Raw genomic sequence first — 21,094 nt, 5'->3', positions numbered from 1 at the left:
AGGTATTATCATGACAATCGAACGCGAAGCAGCTATTACATTTAAAGGAGCAGCTAAAACACTTCTAGGTCCTGAAATCAGAGTAGGAGATCAAGCTCCAGCATTTACTGCACTTGCGAATGACCTTTCTCCTGTAACACTAGATGATAGCAAAGGACAAGTTCGTATCATCAGTGTTGTTCCTTCCCTCGATACGGGTGTATGTGATGCACAAACACGTCGTTTTAACGAAGAAGCTGGCAAATTAGACAATGTAAAAGTATTGACAGTTAGTGTTGATTTGCCATTTGCTCAAAAGCGTTGGTGTGGTGCAGCAGGTATTGATCAAGTGCAGACTGTATCTGATCATCGTGATCTTTCCTTCGGTACAGCTTATGGAGTGGTCATAAAAGATCTTCGTCTTCTTACCCGTGCGGTTTTTGTAGTAGATAAGAATGATAAAGTTATCTATGTAGAGTACTGCCCAGAAGCAACCGATCATCCTAATTACGAAGCTCCGGTTGAAGCTGCGAAAAAAGCAAATCAAGCATAACATGCAATCGACTCCGTGTTTTACTGGAGTCGATTTTTATGTTTGCCTTTTTGCAGGTAAAACGTTACATGGATGAAATTATAAATTAATACATTTTTATCCAAATATAATTTATGACAAAAAAGTTTATTATTTACATTTGTGTGTTTTTTGCAGTTTCTATCTTTTCTTTTTCCCTATTCATGGTAAGATATCTGTATAATAGAATTATTTACCAAAGAGATGGAATTTTAAATGGGTTATTACCCTATTTTGTTTAGATCATGAGTTAACCCAAGAATAAGGGTAGAGAAAGGATGGATGGCTGATTTGTGGATTGAATGGTCACATATTACAAAAAAGTACAATTCTCATAAAGGTTCGAATTCTCTTAAAGAGAAGAAAAGTATTCTAGGGTTACTCGATTTTTCAGCTACGGTTCGTGCTGGTGTTACTGTCATTTTAGGTCCTGAAGGCGCTGGTAAGTCTACATTACTTAGGTTGACAGCTGCTACAATGCTGCCAGACGATGGAAGGATAACATATGGTTCCCGAGAAGGCGGAAGATTTATATGGTCCCGAGGTAGTGTTGTTGCAAGTGATTCTACGAGTTTGAGTGATTGGAGAGACAAAATAGCTTATCTACCAACAGTACCAGCACTTCGCTATGACGAAACAGTAGAAGAAACACTGCTTTATTACGCTCAGCTTCGTCGTGTGGCATCTCCAAGAAAACATGCAGCAGAATGCATCGCGAGGTGGGGATTAGCAGGTTGGAGAAAGACACCAGTCTCCAAATTGATAGGTCCAGTATTAAAGCGTTATTTCCTTGCAGAATGTTTTGTGAAATCACCTAATATTTTGCTATTAGATGAACCAACCAGAGGACTAGATCCAATTGGCAAACAGATATTGTGGCAAGAAATCACACGCCAGCCCAAAGATCAGATTGTACTTATCAGCACTAATAATTTAGCATTTGCAGAATGTGCAGATGACTTGATTTTATTGGAAAATGGATCTTGTCGTAGGTTAGGTAGAAGAAAGTATTTGACCGCAAGTGTGAAAGAAGGAACGGTTGAAGGCTGGTACAAAGCAATGCAAACGTTTTCTGGTTTGAAAATTCAGGAGAATTAGGTAGAGTGTTGTCCTCAGAAATTCCTTGCAAAGGAGTCTTTTTTCTAGTCTATGGAGTGTGATGGATTAAAGCCGATCTACCTATTATAAAGAAGGTAATCGGCTTTTTTAGCATCATACTTTTTTAGAAAGCGTATGTGTTTGCTTTGTATTTGCTGCTAGGCGGATCTCATCAAAAAGCTGATGGATGTTTATTGCTGTATGAAAACTAAGAGCAACATGTGTATTATCTTTTAAGTCTTGATAGATAATGGTGTAAAGTTGTGCAATGTTGTATGCAGGAATGGATTCGATATTTTTTGGTGCTAGGTAGTATTCTGATGGAACAGAAAGTTGTTTGAGTACATTTCCTTTTCCTTGTGAGCCTAAGATGATAAATGGGTCAATCTGAAACATCTTACTAGGTGATACGGATTGAAAGGTTAAGACCAGATCTCCTTTTGAACCATTGATCTCGAATGAAAAATTGCTGTTAAATGTATTACGAACATGTGTAGAAAAGAGCGCGCCATTTTCCAATGTTCCAGTGATGACAAGGTGATCTGGAGAAGTAGCAATTATTTTTTTTCCTGTCTCGATGACTGGAACGATTTTGGAATCTGTTCGAAGTGTTGCAGAGATATCAATAAAAGAGCCAAATAAATACATCATTACATCTAGCAGGTGTCCAGTAGTAATAGTTAAGTTATTTGCTCCATTGTTTTCATCTAACAGGTATACATGATCTTGATCAATCGTAGCAGAGCGGTGTGGGATATACAGGAAGAGAGTAATTGACATGTACTGCACGTACTTCCCCTACATAGCCCTTGTTTATCATATGTTTCACATAGGCAAGTTCAGGGTTAGCACGTGACTGTAGTCTAACAAAATGGCGGGCTCCACTAGAATGTGCAGTATGTAGGATGTTCTTAGATTTTTTTGTTGTCTTTCCGAGTGGGAATTCACTAAAAACATGTTTTCCAGCTTTCAAAACTGCTTGAATCAACGTTTGATGGTGTGGAACTTTAACTGCGACTGTGACCAAATCCACTTCTGGATGGTTTGCTAACTGGAAAGTATCAGCGAATGCATGGGGAATCCCAAAATGTTTGGTAGCTTTGTCGGCTGATGCCTGACTAGTTGCTCCAACAGCTGTCACCGTATATTGTGGGAGTTTTTGTAATGCTGGCAAATGGGCAACACTTCCCCAACTTCTATCTGGATTTGCACCAATAATTCCAACTCTAATTTTATTGTTTTTCATCTTTTGAGCCTCCAAGTGTCTATCATTTGATATCATAAAAAGTAAATTAGCAATGGAACTTATCTGTTTATATTATTTCACTATAACTATATAAAAGTAAGTAAGTGCTTTTTTGTGCCATAGGTACCTTTTGGTTACTCTTCAAGTATGGTAAGGGGGATGACGATATGGGCAGAACAGATAGTAAGAATTATCATGTACCATTCGAAGCAACATTGGATGTGATTGCTGGCAAGTGGAAGACATTTATTTTATATTTGTTGCGTCGTCAACCTATGAGAACGGGAGAATTAAGGAGAGCAATACCAGATATAACACAGAAGATGTTGACACAGCATGTAAGGGAATTAGAAGCAGATGGAGTGATAATTCGAACAGTTTATAAGGAGGCTCCTCCACGTGTAGAGTACGAATTCTGTGAATTTGGTCAACAACTCTATCCTGAATTGGCTTCTATGTGCGAATGGGGGAAAAAATATAATGGAGGAGTTGGAGCAGAAAAAATTATTAAAAAGATAGAAAAAAATATATATACCACCCCTATAAAGACTTCTGATATGATAAAACCACAGAGAAAATTCCTAGTCTAGAAGGAGTAGCATGCAGAAGCCGAAGTTTTGGAAGAAGGTTGCAATCGGTGGTGTCAGCATCGCTGTATACCGTGCTCTCAATCGTACTGAGAAGCCGTCGGATGTGGAAATGCAATTTCCTCCAGGAGGTCGATTGATTTCTCTGCTGGCATTGGCAGACGATGTGAGGAAGAAGATCGTGTCGGCTCTTGGGGCCCCTGATGTTGAAGGTGATCTTTACATCTGGGAGAAGGACGATAAGTCCTAAGTATCCCTTCTAGAAGAGGCGGTTCTATCTGAAGAAGACAGAACCGCCTCTCCAAAATAAATATTCAAGAAAGACCACATAAAAAGGACAGGTTCTCGTGAACTTGTCCTTTTCTTATCTAGAAAATTATTTCAACAGCTTTCCATTGCGAATGTCCAATCCATATCCATATGGAAAGAGTGTCTTCGTGGGATCAGTAACAGATGGAATATCAACGGGAAGCTTTCCTGCGGTTTTCTCTTGACCGAAGATAACATCGATTCCAGCTGGGATGTTTGGTTGATTGTAACGACCATTGGAATATCCTTTAAATCCATACACAGCTAATAATGCATCGGCTTCCAAAAAGTTAGCCGCATCATAGGGATTGCGCAAACTGATAATTACATTTTCTTTGTTTTTTCCTTGTGCATAGTTCATGATCGCACGAGGTACAACAGTAGCCCATTTGCTGCTATCGATCACCGTGTCATCAATCACACCATCGTTAACAGCAGGGTCATTTTTCACCACATAGGAGCCAGTTATCACATACTTTGCCTCATCGATTGCTTTTTTCATGCTATCATCAAAGGTTTTGTTCGCAAACGTAAATCCTTGTACATCAACAGGTTTTATCTTTTTCGAAGCCACAAGAGCAGCGATTTTTGTTTTCATGGCTAGGACTTGATCTTCATTTGGTGCGAAAACAACGACTTTATCGTTTTTCTTAGGTTTAAATGGTAAAGTTTTGTCTTCGTTTTTCAACAAGGTCACAGTATCTGCTGTGATCTTTTTCTCAATTGCTTGGTGTTGTTTGCTTCCAACGACTTGCAATGCATTTTCAACAAGTTTGTCTACATCAGCAGTGTAGGATGTTCCTGGTTTGTAGATTCCTCTTTTGATTTTAAGTGTAAGAATACGTTCGACAGATTCATTAATACGAGACATCGGAATTCGTTTATCATTTACTGCTTGGATGACGGCTTTAAATACATTATCTAAGTTTTTCTCGGTAGCCAAAGACGTTACAGGTGCTGGCATCAGAGCAATATCTGTACCTGCATTGAGTGCCATGATAACAGCTTCTGCTTGACCAAAGTTTTCTGCGATTGCTTGCATGTTAAGCGCATCTGTTACGATAACACCATCAAAGCCCATATCGTCACGCAATAAACTAGTCAAAATCTTTTTGGATAATGTAGCAGGTACCATGATTTGTTGACCATCTTTTTTGCTGGTGTAAGTGGTGTTATCAAAAGCAGGGAATTGAACATGTGCAGTCATGATCATATCTACACCATTATCAATTGCTTTTTGAAATGGATATAATTCTACTTTGCGTAGTTGTTCTTGGTTTTTATCTACTAGCGGCAAACCATAGTGACTATCTACAGCAGTATCACCATGTCCTGGGAAGTGCTTTGCTGTAGTAGCAATATTTTGATCTTGCAGTCCTTTGATTAAGCTTGTACCAAGTGTGGACACTAACTCAGGATTGTTACTAAATGAACGAACACCAATAACAGGATTGGATGGATTGTTGTTTACATCCATATCTGGAGCAAAGTTTACGTTGATTCCAAGTGAATATAGTTCTTCCCCAATCACTTTCCCAGTATCATATGCATGTTGTTCACTGCGTGCAGCACCTAATGCCATGTTTCCAGGCATGTTTGTTCCAGACTGCAAACGAGTTACAATCCCACCTTCTTGGTCAATAGTAACGAACAGAGGGATTTTTTCGCTTGCATTTTGCAATCCATCTACTAAGCGAGTGGTTTGTTCTGTTCCTACCACATTCTCAGCAAATAAAATCACGCCGCCAAGATGATATTTTTTTATGATAGAGGCTACTTCATCATTCATTATGGTAAAACCAGTGGCTTTGCTGTTTCCTTGTTTTTGCCAGTTCCGAAAGTCAGGCATTAACATTTGACCAACTTTTTCTTCTAGGGTCATGTTTGCGACAATTTGTTTGACATCAACATTGGAAGTAGCCTCTTGCGCAACTGCTGGTTTCGCACCAATCACGCTTCCTCCTACCAGAAGAGAAGCCATTCCCAACGCTATTAGTTTTTTTCCTAGCATAAGTACCCCCTAATTTATAACAATCTGCAAACCAAGATAGAAAACAAGAAAGACCACCTTAAATGAAAGCGCTTTATTGTGGTGGCTAGAAATATGTAAGAAAATGATCTTGGTTGAGTTTATGATATCGAAATTAAATACAATGATCAATATATATTATAAAATTATTAAATTTTCAAATGAAAATTCTTATTTTGTGAAGGGAACAGCCAAAGGAGTGTTATTTATTTTCATAGGAATTGCAAAAATATCCTTCTCCAAAGAACTAGAACAACTGGTTAGAGATCGCCAGATTCTCTTTATTATTTTTGAAGTAGAGGGGAGTGAGTGAGGGAACTTACCAATAGCATTGAATAAAATGAGTCCCCTACACAAGTAGTATGCGCAGGGGGGAGCCCACATGCTGTAGAAGCGATGCTGGGCAGCTCAACGGAGCATAACTCAGTTCTTCTTCATCAGCTTCCCATCGGCGAGGATGTAGTCCTCAGGGTTGCACAGCTCGAAGACGAACTGCTCGTTCCACGTGGGAGCCGCCCAACTCTGGCCGTTGCCGACGTAGAGGGTGTTGTCCTCGATGTTGAACGAGGGACCGGGACGCTTTTCGCCCGTGTTCTGCGTCGCGTTCGAAAGGTCGTGGTGAACGATTTCACCGTTCTCCTTGGTTTCGAACACGTACAGCTTGTAGTTGGCGAAGTCGTAGTTTCCGGGGTCCTCAACACCGATGGTGATGTTTCCGAAGGGAAGGGTGTTGTCCGTGCTCTGGAACACGATCCTCAGCATTTGTACTCCTGTTTCATGTGAGTTTCTTGCATGGTACGTTCTAATATAAATCGATCTTCAATTTGTTTGTTGTTCAATGTCGAAGATAAAAAGTTTTTAATATTAAATGTAAGACCAGAGGCACTGGACGATGAGGGAGCAAGCTTGTTATGATTTAATTGAAGAATAATTTGTCAAATAGCGTTAAAAGGAGTTTTATACATCATGAAAAAACAAAAATTGGACGTGGAAAAATTAATTCAGGAAGTAATGGGTTTTCAAGGACAAAATGACCGGAAAATAGATAAAAATGCAATGGATATTCTTGAGACGATGCAGCTATATATTGACTTGGTGAGAAAGCATTTGAATGGGGATTTAGCGCAGGAAGTGGTTGAGCCAAGAATTAAGGAATTGTTAGACGAAATAGATCGATTGGGAAGAAACAATACATACTGGTGGTTGAGAAATAAAGGTGTCAATCAATAACACAAAAAATTCGAGGAGGAGTAGAAGATGAGGATGTATCTTACTACTCCTTCTTGAATTTTGATGGAAAGAGTAATGGTAGGGGAGCATTTTTATAACATTTCAAGCGAGAAAACCACTGTTTAAATCGCGGGATGAGCTGCAAGCGTCCGTAGCAGGGAGGTACCAGTTATTCCTATTTTTTTTCGCTTTGTGCATAAGGGATTTGAAATACGTAGAGATAGTAAATCCTCCGAGTCCTGCTATGAGCCTATATTTTAGATTTCCAAATAATAATCCGATAATTACAGTAATAGAAGCCGCTAAACTCGCACACAAAGCTTTCGACCAAGGAAAAGGATGCTTATTAAGAGATAAAGTTTGTCTGATGCTTAAAGGGTATGGAAGATGGATGGAATAAGATGATCTACCCATAAACAATGCTCCTTTCTAAAACAATCATGATTAAGTTTCCGATTCGATGGAATTAGTATGAATAAGATGGATAAAAACACTCTTTTTCTGAACTTACAAATTTATCTTGTTATCGATATTTCACTTCATAATAAATAGCGGCCTACATGGCCGCTTTTATGATTAAGACTTCAGTCGTAGATCAAATAAAACCTTAGTGCGTGTTCCTCATTACTTGTATTTAGTAAGCTTAAATCAAGATTAAACAGTAACACCTTGATCATCTAAAATTTGGCGAAGTACGGTTTGCAAAATACCACCATTGCGGTAGTATTCAACATCTACTACGCTGTCCAGACGGACAAGAGCTTGGAAGGATACAGAAGAACCATCTGCTTTTATCGCTTGGACGGTCAAGCTGTCTCCTGGTTTTACTTGATCATTTAAGCCTGCAATGTGGAACACTTCTTCACCAGTAAAGCCAAGAGAACTTGCAGATTCACCTTCTTTAAATTGAAGAGGGAGAACTCCCATCCCAACCAAGTTACTGCGGTGAATACGTTCGAAGCTTTCTGCGATAACGGCTTTGACACCTAATAAGTTGGTACCTTTTGCTGCCCAGTCACGAGAGCTACCTGTACCGTATTCTTTTCCAGCTAATACAACAAGAGGAGTGTTCTCTTGCTGGTAGCGTTTAGCTGCTTCATAAATCGAGAGAACTTCACCAGATGGGATATGTTTGGTTACACCGCCTTCTGATCCAGGAACCATTTTGTTACGAATGCGGATATTGGCAAATGTACCTCTTGTCATAATACGGTCATTTCCGCGACGTGAACCATAGGAGTTAAAATCTCTTACAGCAACATTATTTTCTTGCAAATAACGACCAGCTGGACTAGATGGTGCAATACTGCCTGCCGGAGAGATATGGTCTGTTGTGACAGAATCACCAAAGATAGCAAGTGCCCGAGCTCCACGAATGGATTCAATAGTGCCGGCTTGAGAAGCTAAATCTACAAAGAATGGTGGCTCTTGAATGTAGGTGGATTTTTCATCCCATTCATATAAGACTCCTTTTGGTGTAGGTAGTGCATTCCACTCTTCATTTGCATCAAAGACTTTGCTGTACTGATTACGGAATTGTTCACTATCAATTGCTTGTTCCATGACTTCGCTAATTTCAAATGAACTTGGCCAGATATCGCGAAGGTAAACAGGTTCTCCATTTCTGTCTTTGCCAATGGCTTCTGTTTCAAAGTCGATATTCACTGTTCCAGCAAGTGCATAAGCAACCACAAGTGGCGGAGATGCCAAATAGTTAGCTTTGACTAATGGATGAATACGGCCTTCAAAATTACGGTTCCCACTGAGTACAGAGGCAACGGTGAGATCATGGTCGGCAATTTCGTTACTTACATCATCTGCTAGTGGTCCACTGTTTCCGATACAAGTGGCACAACCGTAACCTGCAACATTAAAGCCGAGTGATTCAAGGGCAGGCAGTAGGTTAGCTTTTTCTAAATATCTGGTCACTACTTGGGAACCAGGAGTTAGACTGCTTTTTACATATGCAGGGACTTCTAATCCTTTTTCAACAGCCTTCTTCGCAATAAGCCCTGCTCCGATCATCACAGATGGATTAGAGGTATTGGTACAGCTGGTGATAGCAGCGATAGCGACAGCACCGTGAGGAAGTTCATACGTTTTGCCATCACGTGTAATGGAGCCAGTCGCATCTAATTTATCTTTTGTCAATCCAAAACCGCGTTCGTCAATTGGTTTGACAAGTGTATTTTGCCACACTTTTTTCATATTGCTTAGGTCTACACGGTCCTGTGGACGCTTTGGACCTGCTAAACTTGGTTTTACATTGTTTAAATCCAGTTCAACTGTATCACGGAAATATGGATCTGGTGTATCGTCTGTTCGGAATAATCCTTGAGCAATACAGTATTCACGGATCAAATCGATATGATCTTTGTCTCGACCTGTTTGCGCAAGGTAATGAAGAGACTCTTCATCAACAGGGAAGAACCCGACCGTTGCGCCATATTCAGGAGCCATATTTGCGACGGTAGCACGATCAGCTAAGCTGAGGTTGCTAAGTCCTGCTCCATAAAACTCAACAAACTTACCAACAACGCCTTTTTTACGAAGAAGTTCTGTTACCGTCAAAGCTAAGTCTGTAGCGGTAGCACCTTCAGGCAATTTTCCAGTAAGTTTAAATCCGACTACTTCTGGAGTTACAAAATACAATGGTTGGCCAAGCATTCCAGCTTCTGCTTCGATACCACCAACACCCCAACCGACGACACCTAAACCATTTACCATGGTGGTGTGGGAGTCTGTTCCTACTAGGGAGTCAGGGTAGAGTACTGTTTCTCCTTTCTCCTCACGAGAAGTTACCACACTGGCTAGGAACTCTAAGTTTACTTGGTGCACAATTCCAGTTGCTGGTGGTACTGCTCGGAAATTAGAAAATGCCTCTTTTGCCCAGCGAAGTAGACGATAACGTTCTGCGTTTCGTTCAAATTCCAGTTTCATGTTATTGGAAAGAGCAGTGGCTGTTCCTGCTTCATCCACCATAACAGAGTGGTCAATGACCAAATCAACAGGGATAAGAGGATTGATGCGTTTTGGATCACCACCAACACGAGACATAGCAGACCGAAGTGCTGCTAAATCTACAACAGCAGGGACACCAGTAAAATCTTGAAGCACAATACGTGCAGGTTTGAATGCGATTTCTTTTTCACTTTTGTTTTTTGTCCAATTCAGGAGTTGAGCAATGTGATCAGCAGTCACTGATTTGCCATCAAATCCGCGAACAGCTGCTTCTAGTATTACTTTAATAGAGAAGGGAAGCCGGGAGACATCGCCTAATCCTTGTTTTTCTAATTGATTGATATCATAGATCACATATGGACGACCATTAACGGTTAAGGGAACACGTACAGTAGATAAATCCATGGGGAATACCTCCTTTTTAGTTTCACTAGATGAAACACAGTTTCTTTTTCGTAATTATTATACCGTGATAAGGGTTTTCTGTAAATCAGCTAATAACTTTTTTTCTTCAGGGAATCTTAAGAATTCCTTACTATTTTTTTCCCTTTTCGTCACTAGAATGTAAAGCAACTAGAATGTAAAGCGATGAAAGGAAGTGCATCATGCATTTACAATTATTGGGTCGTTTTCTTCAATCTCCACGAAGTATAGGTAGTATTGTTCCCAGTTCTAAATTTTTAGTTCATGCATTAGTAGATCCAATTCCTTGGGACAAAATAAAAACAGTAGTAGAACTAGGTGGAGGTACTGGTGTTGTCACAAATGCAATAGCAAATCGAATCTCTCCAGATGCAAAAGCGTTTATCTTTGAAAATGACCCGATTCTTAGCAAACAACTCCAAGATCGATTTCCGCACTTTCAACATGCAGAAGATGCGCAGCAAATGCAAGTTGTACTCCAGAAAAACAACATTGAAAAAGTAGATGCAATCATATCCTGTTTGCCATTTGCTAATTTCCCTAGTATGTTAACAACAAGAATTTTAGAAGAAGCAAGTAGCGTTTTAATGAATGATGGTATTTTTGTTCAGTTTCAGTATTCCTTACAAATGAAAAAATACCTTTTGAATCATTTTGGACAAGTAGATGTTAGATTTGTTCCGATAAATATTCCACCAAGTTTCGTTTATATTTGTAAGTTAGGTGGGTGAGAGTTATGGTAGATGGTAATCTAATAAAATTAATGATTTATGGAGTTGTCCCATTCTGTCTTTTATTGAGACTAGTAGCAGTTTGGTTCTTGTTGAAAGGAGGAAGAGTAAAATGGGAATGGAACAATTGATGGATTGGATTAGTCAATATGGTTACGTGGCATTATTTTTCTGTCTTTGGTTAGGTATTGTCGGTATGCCTATTCCGGACGAAGTGATTGTCATGACAGGTGGCTTTGTTTCTTCACTAGGTGTATTAAAGCTTGCTCCTTCCTTTGTTATCACTTATTTAGGGGTAGTATCTGGTTTATCGATTGGATATACATTAGGTAGATATTATGGAGTAGGCTTAACCAAAAAGTTTCGTGAGAAAGAAAAATGGCGTTCTTATCTGCAAAGATCGGAAAAATTGGTACAGAAGTATGGTAAGTTTGCGCTTTGTGTCAGCTATTTCTTACCAGTTGTCCGACATGTAATACCTTACGTAGTGGGAAGTAACAAAATGAAATTTAGAGATTATGCCTTATATTCCTATTCCATTGGGCTCGCGTGGACTGGAGCATTTTTCTGGCTCGGTTATCAATTTGGACAAGCAATTCCTGTGATTGCCGCAACAAGCCGCAATTGGGGATATGTAGCACTAGGAGTTATTTTACTAGGCATTGTTGTTTTTCAAGTGATCCATGCTTATCGGCAAAAAAAAATGACAAAGGTGAGCAATTAAATGCCGACAACGATTCTTGTAGTGGATGATGATCGAGATATTCGAAACTTGCTAGAATTGTATTTGCGAAATGAAGGGTATCAAGTGGTGCATGCTTCTAATGGAGCAGAAGCTTTAAAAACAATAGAGAAACAAAAAATAGATCTTGTTTTACTAGATATTATGATGCCAGAGATGGATGGTTTGGAAGCATGCATTGCAATTCGTACAAATCATCAAATGCCGATCATTATGCTAACTGCAAATGCAAATGATATACAAGTAATTCAAGGGTTGAGTATGGGTGCGGATGATTATGTAACCAAACCATTTCAACCTCTACAAGTGATGGCAAGAGTGAAAGCACAACTTAGGAGATATTTTCAATTTACGACTCCCACTTCTAGCAAAGAAAAAATATCTCTTCAATATGTATCGATTGATGTGCGGAAGAGAGAAGTAAAAGTAGAGGATAAATTAGTATCTTTGACCCCAAGAGAGTATGATATTTTACTTTTATTGGCGCAACATGCTGATATTGTAATGCCAACAGAGCAGATTTATGAACGAATTTGGAAAGAAGAAATGCTCACATCCCATAATACTGTGATGGTACATATCCGAAAGATCAGAGAAAAGATCGAACGAGATCCTAAGCGGCCAACTATCATTCAAACTGTTTGGGGAGTAGGGTATAAAGCTGCTGCAAGGATAGATTAAGATGAGAAAAATCAGTGTAGGTATACGTGGGCTTTTTATTTCTTACATTCTAATCAGTCTTTGTGTAAGTCTTGTTTGTGCATTGATCGGTGGAAAGGTAGAAATAGATAGTTACACTCGTTATTATTATCCTCTTCGTTTTCAATTAGAAGAACAATTAGAAAAATACGTGTCTAATCTGCAAATGCAACCAATATCAAAGTGGAATAGCCTTTTGACTAAATACAGTTCGGAGTCCCAAAGCAGGATGTTTATCATTAATGATCAAAGTCATATTCTTGCATATTCTACTGATTCAAAGGATCCTTATCGCAAATTTTCGGATTATATTTCACTATCAATGCAAAATAATGAAGAACCATCCAATTATCCGGAAAAACGAACATTTTATGCTTTTCAACCGATACTGTATGAAGGAAAGTATGTCTTTTTGTTTATGCAAAAAAAATTAACTGGTAATTCGACTACTTATGACAAAGGAAATCCGTTTTTTACGATTTCTTTTGGGATATTGGGATTTTTGCTGACTTATTTTATTCTTACCAACAATAAATTAAAACAATTGAAAGAGATTACAAGCGGGCTAGATAAAATCGCTCACGGTGATTTGAGTATCTCCCTAGCCGAACGCAGCAAAGATGAGATTGGTAGCATTGCAACCCATGTAAATCTGATGGCAAGTAAGTTAAAAAGCAGCATAGAAAATCAGCAGAAATTAGAGGAAGAACGAATGGAACTGACTACTAATCTTTCTCATGATGTTCGGACACCTTTAACTTCTATCATTGGTTACTTGCGCTATCTATTGGAACAACGCGATTTATCAACAGAGCAACGAGAAACGTATGTTCAGATAGCGTTATCAAAAGCAGACGTATTAAGGCGTTTGACTGATCAATTGTTTTTGTTTAACAAACTCATGTATCACGAAGCTCCATTCCGGCCAAAAACGCATACTCTGCAGCATCTGCTCTATCAACAAATGGAAGAGGAAGTCTTTCTACTCGAACAGGCACAGTTACAAGTACAAATGGACTTTCAGGATGAGTCGTTACAGGTAGAAGTAGATCCTATTTTATTTGTCCGTCTAATGGATAATCTCATGCAAAATATTATTCGTTATGCTGTAAAGCCAAGTGTTGTGAGAATATCTTTGAATCGAAGAGGGGAATTTGCAGAGTTAACCGTAATCAATCAGGCAGAAATCATAGACGAAGTGACGTTTTCTCGATTATTTGATACCTTTGTTACAGGAGACTCTGCACGATCAAATGGTAGTACAGGATTGGGATTGGCGATTGTCAAACGAATTGTAGAATTGCATAAGGGGAGTATTAAGGCCAGACAAGCAGATGGAAAGCTTACATTTCAAATGTTATTTCCTATTGAGAACGGAAAAAGGGAAAGTTCTTGGATTTAATTTGGACTAAGTGACCTCCCCGACAGGGGTAACGATAAATCTACATTCTTCTATAGATACGGACAAAACACCTCAACAGAGGTGTTTTGTTATATAATGAACAAAAGGCTTTGCGAGGAGGTCTTGAAATGGATGAGAAGAAAAATACAGTACGGGCAGCAGAACGTGCTTTAGATATATTATTATGTTTTACCAACAACGCAGAGCTTGGTCTAACGGAAATAGCCAGAGAGACTGGGTTAAATAAAAGTACTGTCTTCCGACTCCTTGCGACTCTTGAAGGAAAAGGTTTTATCAAACGAGACTTACGTTCGGATAAGTATCAATTAGGAATAAGGATTTGGGAGTTAGCTGGTCAAATCTATCAATCCAGTGATCCGGCTATGTTATTTATCCCTGAGATGGAATTATTGCGAGATACTCTGGATGAAACAGTAAGTTTATACATACAAGATGGAACAGAGCGTATTCGTGTACAGGCAGTGGAATCCAATCAAGCGATCAGACGAGTAGCTCCAATCGGAGTACGGATGCCTATTATCGTCGGTGCTTCTGGTAAAGTCTTTATGGCTTTTCTGCCGAAAAATGATCGAAATCGTTTATTAGCCCAGTCTGGTATGTCAGAGCAAGAAATACAAGATTATGAGAGACAATTAGAAGATATTAAGCAGAATGGCTATGCCTTAAGTGTAGAGGAAAGAGAAACGGGCACAGCTGCGATATCCGTACCAGTATTTCACCGAGATGGTCATTTACTTGCGGCTCTTGCAGTATCAGGGCCAGTGTCCAGAATGAGTGTAGATCAAATGTCGACATTTGTACCGTCGCTCAAACAAGCAGCAGAACATTGTAAGCAGATCGCGAAATAGTATCGGGAGGATCGGGCATGGGAGAACGTAAAGTCCCGTTGTATCAATTTTTCCCCGTGCATACAGAGCCAGAGAAAATGGTTCGTTGGTTACAACAAGAACTAAGTGCAGGACTCCAAGTTGTTGATTTTGTGGAAGTAGGAGTCCATCGACCTAGTGGTTGGTTGTTTCAATTGGACGAAAATTGGATAGCAGGAGTAGAACAACAAGTAACCTATATTCCTGTGGGGAAAGAAGATAAAATAGCAGAAAAGTTAGCAGGTAATTATTTAGATCGCATAATGGATGTAAAGACAGGATATTTATTAATTTGGAGCGAACAGAGTGCGTCCTTAGTGGGAACAAACGAAGGTTTTTTTGAAGTTTTACTAGGAAGATGGATCCCAAATTTATGGCCAGTCTGGTTTATTGCCACCATTGCTTCTGTTTATTTCTGGTTAAAAGGATAAAAACTAGGGCGAACTAAATAAGCCCTAGTTTTTTCTTGAAATTATTTGATAGCACTTAGTTCATATAGGCATCTGGTGGAGCAGACATTAAGTCAGGAAATTTGTGTTTTTTTCATATTCAAACGGTAAGGATCATATTCTAGTAAATCAGAGGTATAAGTTTTCCAAAAAGTTCTATCCAATTTAATCCCCTTCAAATAATGAAATTTTTAGATAAGGGAAAAATCAATTGGCAAGTAGAGAAAAACATAGGTAAGAATAAGCATTTAAAGTGCTTAGAATGATTGTGGTGCATCAGCGTTGGATAGAGCAATGATACCAATAACTCTCTTTAATATAAGATTGTAAAACAAAAACGCCCAGCGATAACCGGACGTTTATTTTAACGTTTATTAGAAACTATTGGGTACTTTTTGCGCTGCTAACGATATCAGCAGGAACGGTTACAGGTGTATTATAAGCGCTTAAAGTCATATCTACAGAGCGAGTGCTGCCATTTTTCAATACATAATTATATAGATATTTTTTTGGTTCAAACGTATTTGCATCAATCGTTAATTCGATTTTTGCTGTCTGCGCTTCATTTTTAAACTGTGTAAATTCGGTATCGCTCATCTCTGGGTTTTTGTAATCTAAATAATCGATTGACACTACATAGTCATTTGCAACTTTGTTTACGGTAATACCAGGAAGTTCGTCTTTTGTTCCAAGTTGTTTCAACAGTTGATCTACTAAATTGATAAAGGTAACACTTACTAATACTTTTCCATCTGGGTTAGCATATTTGACCCATTGTCCATTCTCTTTTTTGTAAATCATTTGTTTTTCATAGTAATATTCAGTGCCTTTGGTGGTAGTGAAGTGGGAAACAGCAGGGTTTATTTGTTCTTCTCCTGTTTCTGTGTTGTCATAGGATTGTCCATCTGCGTTCTCTTTTGTCTGACGGCTATATTTGTAACCTTGGATTGTTTTCATTACTTTTTGATTTTCTTTTAGTACAGCAAGTGGGGTTTGCTCTATTTGAGGTGTTTCTGTTTCATTCTTGTTGTTATTATCCCCGTTTGAAGTTTTTTGGGAACAACCAACTACAAATAAGAAAAGTGCTAAAAATGAAGCGAGAATTCCAAGTTTTTTCATGTTACCACCTTGTCCTTTATGAGTTATCAATGAGTCAATATTATATAAAACGAATTAAAAATACAATGATTTTTATTATTCTTATCTAATTACCTTATTTGAGATTTACTGTAATTAATTTTCGTTTAAAATTAATTCACCCTGCTACCAAATTAATCTGGTAACAGGGTGAATGGGTATCAGGTGCCCTACAGCGTAAGCTTGATAGGCTTTGTCTCTGTTGGGTAGTGGTGCCTAAAAGGTCCGCTCCTAGAGTTCCTGCTTTGATAGACAGAGTACCTCCGTCTGATGTATAAGCACCATCAAGTAGGATTACCTCATAAGCCTAGAAGCAAGTTCCATCTGCCAGCTCTACAAAACATTCGAACCACTGACCGTGCTGTGGGTTGTTCTTCTGGTCTGCCATTTGGATTCCTTTACGCTGGAGTTTGGACATATTTATTCTATCATTTAAACTCACTTTTTACCGTGTTTTTTCCATTGAAATAATTACTTGTATTGGAGTACTGATCCTCCTTATCTGTGATCAACCAAGTCTTCGTTTTCTCGTTATAAGATAAGGTTAATTTGTAGTAGTCGACTTTATCTTCGAGTGGTTCATCTCCTGAATCGTAACGTGAGTACTTTCTATATTTGGCATGTATTTCCACTGGGATCGTCGCTTCATAGATCTTAGTTTCTTCATTAAGGGAAAGTGTCACATTGTCAAAATCAATACGCGTACCAAGAGCCTTTCCTTTCCATGTCTCTTCGAATTGAACATTATTGTTAATGGTTTCGATAAATCGGGCTTTCAAACTATCTCCAATGGTTGTAAATTTATTTGGATCATGGTTAACAAGTGCAAGTAATTCTTGTTTGGAGTAGTTATTGATGAGAGTAATAATCGGTTTACGAGTGGCATTGGTTGCAAATGGGACGGGAGTGATATTTACACTGCTTGTTTCTTGTTCTACTAAAGCTTCAGCGCTTTTTTCCAGCCCCCAAGGAAATTGTTGTTCACCATGTATGCGAATCGTTCCATTAAAGGAAATGGGACCAATTTTAGGCATCGTTTTAATGGTTTGGTTAATTGATTTTCCATTGATAAAAATAGAAGTATTTTCAAAATTGCTTTCTAATTCTAATGAGCCGCCATATAATTCAAGATCGGATGTGGAAGTTGCATTTTCATCATCAAATGCTGTTACAGAATTTTCTTGACTAAGAAGTGCATACTGAAATTTTTTCTCTGCTGAAGTCTTGTAAATTCCAGGCATTAGTGGACCAATCGTATGCTTTTTCTCTTTGTCTGTTGTTTGGAATACTTTTTTATTATCTAGTTTTAGGGTGCTGCCCGCTTCATTCGTTGATAATTCTAGAAAATAAGGACGGAATTGAATAGTAAAGTGACTATAAAAGAGAGGAATAGATGTCTTTTTCAAATAAAAGTCCGTTGCTCCACCAGAATTAGGGATACCATTTTCTTCATCATTAATTTGTGCCATCATATTACCAATGATTTTAGGTAAATATTCTTCGTTTTCTTTGCTGTATGTAATCAAATCTTTTAGATGCTTTTCGTCTACTTTTACTTGGCTTTCGGGAGAATGAATCAGCCCTTTTAATGTTTTCACATCACCATTTCGCACCGCTTGTTCAAAACTAGTTACGGTATCTCTTGGATTCATCAAGTAGGCGCCAGCTATATAAGCTGCAACAATAATGAAAACCAATGCGATTAGAACGATACTCCATTTTTTGTTTTTTAAAAAGAAAGGGACAACTTTGTTTTTTGTATTTTTAAGTGTACCTTGCAAATCGGAAAGTTGTTGTTTTGGCTCCAAAGCAAACTCCTCCATTATATATCGGATAATTACGTATTTTAACAGATTTGTACACAGAAGTCTCTGCTATACGATTGAAGTTAAGACCAATATATAGAAGAAATAGTGTTAGTTGAAGTGTGAACTTTTCCATATATGTTATAATGAATCGTTATTTTGACAGCTTTGGAGGGTGAGTTTATGAAACTGCCAATGGTTGAAATTTTTGAAACCGTTGAAGGAGAGGGATTGAAGTCTGGTTTTCCGACTACGTTTGTTCGGGTTTTTAACTGTAACCTTCGCTGCACATGGTGTGATACGACATATAGCTATGCACCTGCAAAAGTAGAATTTTTTGCTACGATTCAAGAAATAACAGAGAAAGTTACGGAATTAGGAAATGTAAATGTTTGTTTAACTGGTGGAGAACCCTTGATGCATGGTGAAAAGTCATTAGCTCTAATCAAAGAAATAGCAGATCTACCTTTTATAGAAGATATCCATATAGAAACAAATGGTGCAATTAACCTTAAAGCCTTTATTGATTTGCGAAACAACAGAGAGAAGGTCAAAGAAAAAGTACGATTTATCATGGATTACAAACTGCCTGCCAGTGGGGAAATGGAAAAGATGGTAGCAGAAAATTTTCATTACTTAGAGGAACAAGATGAAATAAAATTTGTCATTCAAGATCGAAATGATTACGAAGTGGCTGTGCAGACCTATAAGGAGCTTCATCAAAAGGGAACAGGACTGTTTAGCCCTGTCTGGGGAAAACTTGCACCGGACACGTTGGTAAATTGGATTTTAGCTGATAAACTTACCAAAGTGAAATTAAATCTACAAACACATAAATATATTTGGGATCCAGATTTAAGGGGAGTATAGCGATGAAAGCAGTTATTGTACTTAGTGGAGGTTTAGATAGTACTACTTGTATGGGGATAGCGAAAGAAGCAGGATATGATTTGTATCCCATCACTTTTCATTATGAGCAAAGGCATGAGAGAGAAGTAGAATGCGCGAGGCAAATTGCAGAGTACTATGGTGTTTCCAAGTATCACCGGGTCGTAAATCTGTCTTTTTTTCAACAGCTTGGCGGGAGTTCTTTGACAGATAAAACTCAGATGGTACAAATCAGTGGAGTAACCGATCAAATACCAAATACATATGTACCAGCTCGGAACATGATTTTTCTCTCGTTGGCAACAGCCTATGCAGAAGTAATAGGTGCGAAACGTATTTACGTGGGTGTTAGTGCGGTAGACTTTAGTGGTTATCCTGATTGCCGACCAGAATTTATCGAATCGATGACACAAACAATTAACTTAGCTACGAAGGTAGGAGTGACAAGTGAAGAAAAGTTATCGATTGAGACACCGATCATCCAGTTAAGCAAGGCTGACACGATTAAAATCGGAGTTTCTTTAAACGTCCCTTATCATTTGACCACTTCTTGTTACCTTGGGGGAACAGCTGCATGTGGTGCTTGTGATAGTTGTCGTTTGCGCATGAAAGGATTCCAAGAAGCAGGCGTAGCTGATCCGATTACGTATCAGAAGTAGCAAGGGGAATAAAGTCCCTAATCGATGAAAAAGATGGTGTTGGAAAAGTGGTTGGAAGATATCGATTGATAAAAAATTTTTGGTTAGCTTGTGCTCACCAAGTATATGGTGCTGGCAAATGCGAACGAATTCATGGACACAATTATAAAGTTACTTTTTGTATAGAGGGTCCTCGGTTAGATGAGAAACATATGCTGATCGATTATCGAATTGTAAAGCAAGCTATCACCAAAAAGTATGACCATCATCTGTTAAATGATTTTCCTGAATTTAATCCGGAACTCGGTGGATTTTCTCCAACGACAGAGCGTGTGGCGGAAGTTTTTTTCTCAGAAATAGAACGTCTTTGCATGGAACAAATTAATAAACCTACGGTGCAGTGGGTAGAAGTACAGGAAACAGAAGAAGCAACTGTAAGATATGAAAGGGTGCATACATAAATGGAAGAACCAACATTGCAGCATTTAGGAAAACAGACGAATTATTCCTTTACCTATGATCCAAAGGTTTTAGAAGTATTTCCAAACCGACATGTAGACACCGATTATTTCGTCAAATTTAATTGTCCAGAGTTTACAAGTTTATGCCCAATCACCAGTCAACCGGACTTTGCAACTATCTACATCAGCTATGTCCCAGACGAGAAAATAGTGGAGAGTAAATCACTTAAGCTATATTTATTTAGTTATCGTAATCATGGTGATTTCCATGAAAATTGCATTGTTACGATCATGAAGGATTTACGTGCGATTATGGATCCAAAATACATTGAAGTATGGGGAAAATTTCTACCACGCGGAGGGCTGAGTATTGATCCTTATGCCAACTATGGCAAAACAGGTACCAGATGGGAAGAAGTAGCAAATCAGCGACTATTTCAACATGATATGAATCCAGAGATCATAACGAATAGATAAAATATTCTTATTATGTTAGTATGAAAGCATAACTGTCCCTTGGATCTTAGGAGGAAAGATGAGCAGGCGAGATGAGCTGTTTCAGGACAAATTGACTCCATTTCTCTCTTGGATCCCTGTCCGCCTGATCAGGTGGTAGTGGAGCTTCTGGAAAAGGTAAAAAGCTCGGTAGCTTTTTACCCAGAGAGTGACCGTAAGCGAGCAGAACTGATAGCTCTGTGCAGGTTGCTGAAGGACGCTACTATTCATGGTCGGGGATCGGGTACAGCCATTAAGTTTCTGATGACCCAGATTAACTCCCTTCTGCATCCCTTTGTGTAGTGGAAAGGGACGGGACATTGGCTT

22 protein-coding genes are annotated in these 21,094 nt (G+C 38.7%); 15 read left to right on the top strand and 7 right to left on the bottom strand.

What is annotated here, in order from left to right; translation table 11 throughout:
- Positions 1 to 10: 10 nt before the first annotated feature.
- Complete coding sequence (tpx, locus tag GSM42_RS09250; protein ID WP_160801259.1) at positions 11 to 532, top strand: thiol peroxidase; 522 nt, start codon at positions 11 to 13, stop codon at positions 530 to 532.
- A 300-nt stretch (positions 533 to 832) separates the two neighbouring features.
- Positions 833 to 1,648, top strand: coding sequence for an ATP-binding cassette domain-containing protein (locus GSM42_RS09245; protein ID WP_160801258.1), 816 nt, complete (start codon positions 833 to 835; stop codon positions 1,646 to 1,648).
- A 114-nt stretch (positions 1,649 to 1,762) separates the two neighbouring features.
- Here the strand turns inward: GSM42_RS09245 and GSM42_RS09240 are convergent, their stop codons facing one another.
- Together GSM42_RS09240 and GSM42_RS09235 are read right to left on the bottom strand one after the other, a co-directional pair.
- Entirely contained in the window at positions 1,763 to 2,428 is a 666-nt protein-coding gene (locus GSM42_RS09240; protein ID WP_237446548.1) for a Gfo/Idh/MocA family oxidoreductase, read from the bottom strand.
- Positions 2,379 to 2,894 (bottom strand): Gfo/Idh/MocA family protein, encoded by a 516-nt coding sequence (locus GSM42_RS09235; protein WP_160801256.1) that lies wholly within the window; start codon positions 2,892 to 2,894, stop codon positions 2,379 to 2,381. Before GSM42_RS09235 ends, GSM42_RS09240 begins: the two co-directional genes overlap by 50 nt.
- A gap of 167 nt (positions 2,895 to 3,061) precedes the next feature.
- Here GSM42_RS09235 and GSM42_RS09230 point away from each other — a divergent pair, with 167 nt between their 5' ends.
- Together GSM42_RS09230 and GSM42_RS09225 are read left to right on the top strand one after the other, a co-directional pair.
- Positions 3,062 to 3,484, top strand: a complete 423-nt coding sequence (locus tag GSM42_RS09230; protein WP_160801255.1) for a winged helix-turn-helix transcriptional regulator — start codon at positions 3,062 to 3,064, stop codon at positions 3,482 to 3,484.
- Positions 3,485 to 3,494: 10 nt separating this feature from the next.
- On the top strand, positions 3,495 to 3,731 hold the full coding sequence (locus tag GSM42_RS09225; protein WP_160801254.1) for a hypothetical protein: 237 nt from the start codon (positions 3,495 to 3,497) through the stop codon (positions 3,729 to 3,731).
- A gap of 126 nt (positions 3,732 to 3,857) precedes the next feature.
- Here GSM42_RS09225 and GSM42_RS09220 read toward each other — a convergent pair whose 3' ends face one another.
- Both GSM42_RS09220 and GSM42_RS09215 read right to left on the bottom strand, forming a co-directional pair.
- Positions 3,858 to 5,801, bottom strand: a complete 1,944-nt coding sequence (locus tag GSM42_RS09220; protein WP_237446535.1) for a glycoside hydrolase family 3 protein — start codon at positions 5,799 to 5,801, stop codon at positions 3,858 to 3,860.
- A gap of 441 nt (positions 5,802 to 6,242) precedes the next feature.
- Positions 6,243 to 6,581: a hypothetical protein gene (locus tag GSM42_RS09215; protein WP_160801253.1), complete on the bottom strand. Its 339-nt coding sequence runs from the start codon at positions 6,579 to 6,581 to the stop codon at positions 6,243 to 6,245.
- A gap of 204 nt (positions 6,582 to 6,785) precedes the next feature.
- Between GSM42_RS09215 and GSM42_RS09210 the strand changes: the two genes are divergently transcribed.
- A complete protein-coding gene (locus GSM42_RS09210; RefSeq protein WP_160801252.1) occupies positions 6,786 to 7,049 on the top strand; it encodes a hypothetical protein in 264 nt (87 codons plus the stop codon).
- A gap of 654 nt (positions 7,050 to 7,703) precedes the next feature.
- Here the strand turns inward: GSM42_RS09210 and acnA are convergent.
- Positions 7,704 to 10,415 carry an aconitate hydratase AcnA gene (gene acnA / locus GSM42_RS09205; RefSeq protein ID WP_160801251.1) on the bottom strand — a complete coding sequence of 904 codons (2,712 nt, stop codon included), beginning with the start codon at positions 10,413 to 10,415 and terminating at the stop codon, positions 7,704 to 7,706.
- A gap of 200 nt (positions 10,416 to 10,615) precedes the next feature.
- On the opposite strand from acnA, the gene GSM42_RS09200 reads away from it, so the two are divergent.
- From GSM42_RS09200 to GSM42_RS09175, 6 genes are all read left to right on the top strand, one after another.
- Positions 10,616 to 11,164: a class I SAM-dependent methyltransferase gene (locus GSM42_RS09200; RefSeq protein ID WP_160801250.1), complete on the top strand. Its 549-nt coding sequence runs from the start codon at positions 10,616 to 10,618 to the stop codon at positions 11,162 to 11,164.
- A gap of 112 nt (positions 11,165 to 11,276) precedes the next feature.
- Positions 11,277 to 11,888, top strand: coding sequence for a DedA family protein (locus tag GSM42_RS09195; protein ID WP_160801249.1), 612 nt, complete (start codon positions 11,277 to 11,279; stop codon positions 11,886 to 11,888).
- Positions 11,889 to 12,587 (top strand): response regulator transcription factor, encoded by a 699-nt coding sequence (locus tag GSM42_RS09190; RefSeq protein ID WP_160801248.1) that lies wholly within the window; start codon positions 11,889 to 11,891, stop codon positions 12,585 to 12,587.
- A gap of 1 nt (position 12,588) precedes the next feature.
- Positions 12,589 to 14,007 carry a HAMP domain-containing sensor histidine kinase gene (locus GSM42_RS09185; RefSeq protein ID WP_160801247.1) on the top strand — a complete coding sequence of 473 codons (1,419 nt, stop codon included), beginning with the start codon at positions 12,589 to 12,591 and terminating at the stop codon, positions 14,005 to 14,007.
- Positions 14,008 to 14,135: 128 nt separating this feature from the next.
- Positions 14,136 to 14,876 (top strand): IclR family transcriptional regulator, encoded by a 741-nt coding sequence (locus tag GSM42_RS09180; protein ID WP_160801246.1) that lies wholly within the window; start codon positions 14,136 to 14,138, stop codon positions 14,874 to 14,876.
- A 17-nt stretch (positions 14,877 to 14,893) separates the two neighbouring features.
- The gene (locus GSM42_RS09175) at positions 14,894 to 15,325 is read left to right on the top strand and encodes a hypothetical protein (protein WP_160801245.1); all 432 of its coding nucleotides are present in this window, start codon (positions 14,894 to 14,896) and stop codon (positions 15,323 to 15,325) included.
- Positions 15,326 to 15,724: 399 nt separating this feature from the next.
- Here the strand turns inward: GSM42_RS09175 and GSM42_RS09170 are convergent, their stop codons facing one another.
- Positions 15,725 to 16,462 carry a hypothetical protein gene (locus GSM42_RS09170; RefSeq protein ID WP_160801244.1) on the bottom strand — a complete coding sequence of 246 codons (738 nt, stop codon included), beginning with the start codon at positions 16,460 to 16,462 and terminating at the stop codon, positions 15,725 to 15,727.
- 446 nt (positions 16,463 to 16,908) lie between these two features.
- Positions 16,909 to 18,288 (bottom strand): TcaA 3rd/4th domain-containing protein, encoded by a 1,380-nt coding sequence (locus GSM42_RS09165; protein ID WP_160801243.1) that lies wholly within the window; start codon positions 18,286 to 18,288, stop codon positions 16,909 to 16,911.
- Between the two features lie 180 nt (positions 18,289 to 18,468).
- On the opposite strand from GSM42_RS09165, the gene GSM42_RS09160 reads away from it, so the two are divergent.
- The 4 genes from GSM42_RS09160 to queF all read left to right on the top strand — a co-directional run bounded on the left by GSM42_RS09160 (position 18,469) and on the right by queF (position 20,749).
- Positions 18,469 to 19,155, top strand: a complete 687-nt coding sequence (locus GSM42_RS09160; RefSeq protein ID WP_160801242.1) for a 7-carboxy-7-deazaguanine synthase QueE — start codon at positions 18,469 to 18,471, stop codon at positions 19,153 to 19,155.
- Positions 19,156 to 19,157: 2 nt separating this feature from the next.
- Entirely contained in the window at positions 19,158 to 19,832 is a 675-nt protein-coding gene (gene queC / locus GSM42_RS09155; protein WP_160801241.1) for a 7-cyano-7-deazaguanine synthase QueC, read from the top strand.
- 65 nt (positions 19,833 to 19,897) lie between these two features.
- Complete coding sequence (locus GSM42_RS09150; RefSeq protein WP_202404866.1) at positions 19,898 to 20,272, top strand: 6-pyruvoyl trahydropterin synthase family protein; 375 nt, start codon at positions 19,898 to 19,900, stop codon at positions 20,270 to 20,272.
- The gene (gene queF, locus GSM42_RS09145) at positions 20,273 to 20,749 is read left to right on the top strand and encodes a preQ(1) synthase (RefSeq protein ID WP_160801239.1); all 477 of its coding nucleotides are present in this window, start codon (positions 20,273 to 20,275) and stop codon (positions 20,747 to 20,749) included. It begins immediately after the preceding gene.
- Positions 20,750 to 21,094: the final 345 nt, after the last annotated feature.

Origin of the sequence: Shimazuella alba, assembly GCF_009831235.1 — a bacterium.
GTDB classification, from domain to species: Bacteria; Bacillota; Bacilli; order Thermoactinomycetales; family Thermoactinomycetaceae; genus Shimazuella; species Shimazuella alba.
This window is presented reverse-complemented; position numbering and strand designations above follow the sequence as displayed.

Bases quoted from the DNA above. Each gene is read 5' to 3' on its own strand.
- GSM42_RS09175 (WP_160801245.1), top strand. From the start codon at position 14,894: ATGGGAGAACGTAAAGTCCCGTTGTATCAATTTTTCCCCGTGCATACA.
- tpx (WP_160801259.1), top strand. From the start codon at position 11: ATGACAATCGAACGCGAAGCAGCTATTACATTTAAAGGAGCAGCTAAA.
- GSM42_RS09215 (WP_160801253.1), bottom strand. From the start codon at position 6,581: ATGCTGAGGATCGTGTTCCAGAGCACGGACAACACCCTTCCCTTCGGA.
- queF (WP_160801239.1), top strand. From the start codon at position 20,273: ATGGAAGAACCAACATTGCAGCATTTAGGAAAACAGACGAATTATTCC.
- GSM42_RS09235 (WP_160801256.1), bottom strand. From the start codon at position 2,894: ATGAAAAACAATAAAATTAGAGTTGGAATTATTGGTGCAAATCCAGAT.
- GSM42_RS09200 (WP_160801250.1), top strand. From the start codon at position 10,616: ATGCATTTACAATTATTGGGTCGTTTTCTTCAATCTCCACGAAGTATA.
- GSM42_RS09245 (WP_160801258.1), top strand. From the start codon at position 833: ATGGCTGATTTGTGGATTGAATGGTCACATATTACAAAAAAGTACAAT.
- GSM42_RS09195 (WP_160801249.1), top strand. From the start codon at position 11,277: ATGGGAATGGAACAATTGATGGATTGGATTAGTCAATATGGTTACGTG.
- acnA (WP_160801251.1), bottom strand. From the start codon at position 10,415: ATGGATTTATCTACTGTACGTGTTCCCTTAACCGTTAATGGTCGTCCA.
- GSM42_RS09160 (WP_160801242.1), top strand. From the start codon at position 18,469: ATGAAACTGCCAATGGTTGAAATTTTTGAAACCGTTGAAGGAGAGGGA.
- GSM42_RS09210 (WP_160801252.1), top strand. From the start codon at position 6,786: ATGAAAAAACAAAAATTGGACGTGGAAAAATTAATTCAGGAAGTAATG.
- GSM42_RS09225 (WP_160801254.1), top strand. From the start codon at position 3,495: ATGCAGAAGCCGAAGTTTTGGAAGAAGGTTGCAATCGGTGGTGTCAGC.
- GSM42_RS09180 (WP_160801246.1), top strand. From the start codon at position 14,136: ATGGATGAGAAGAAAAATACAGTACGGGCAGCAGAACGTGCTTTAGAT.
- GSM42_RS09220 (WP_237446535.1), bottom strand. From the start codon at position 5,801: ATGCTAGGAAAAAAACTAATAGCGTTGGGAATGGCTTCTCTTCTGGTA.
- GSM42_RS09185 (WP_160801247.1), top strand. From the start codon at position 12,589: ATGAGAAAAATCAGTGTAGGTATACGTGGGCTTTTTATTTCTTACATT.
- GSM42_RS09230 (WP_160801255.1), top strand. From the start codon at position 3,062: ATGGGCAGAACAGATAGTAAGAATTATCATGTACCATTCGAAGCAACA.
- GSM42_RS09170 (WP_160801244.1), bottom strand. From the start codon at position 16,462: ATGAAAAAACTTGGAATTCTCGCTTCATTTTTAGCACTTTTCTTATTT.
- GSM42_RS09240 (WP_237446548.1), bottom strand. From the start codon at position 2,428: ATGTCAATTACTCTCTTCCTGTATATCCCACACCGCTCTGCTACGATT.
- queC (WP_160801241.1), top strand. From the start codon at position 19,158: ATGAAAGCAGTTATTGTACTTAGTGGAGGTTTAGATAGTACTACTTGT.
- GSM42_RS09190 (WP_160801248.1), top strand. From the start codon at position 11,889: ATGCCGACAACGATTCTTGTAGTGGATGATGATCGAGATATTCGAAAC.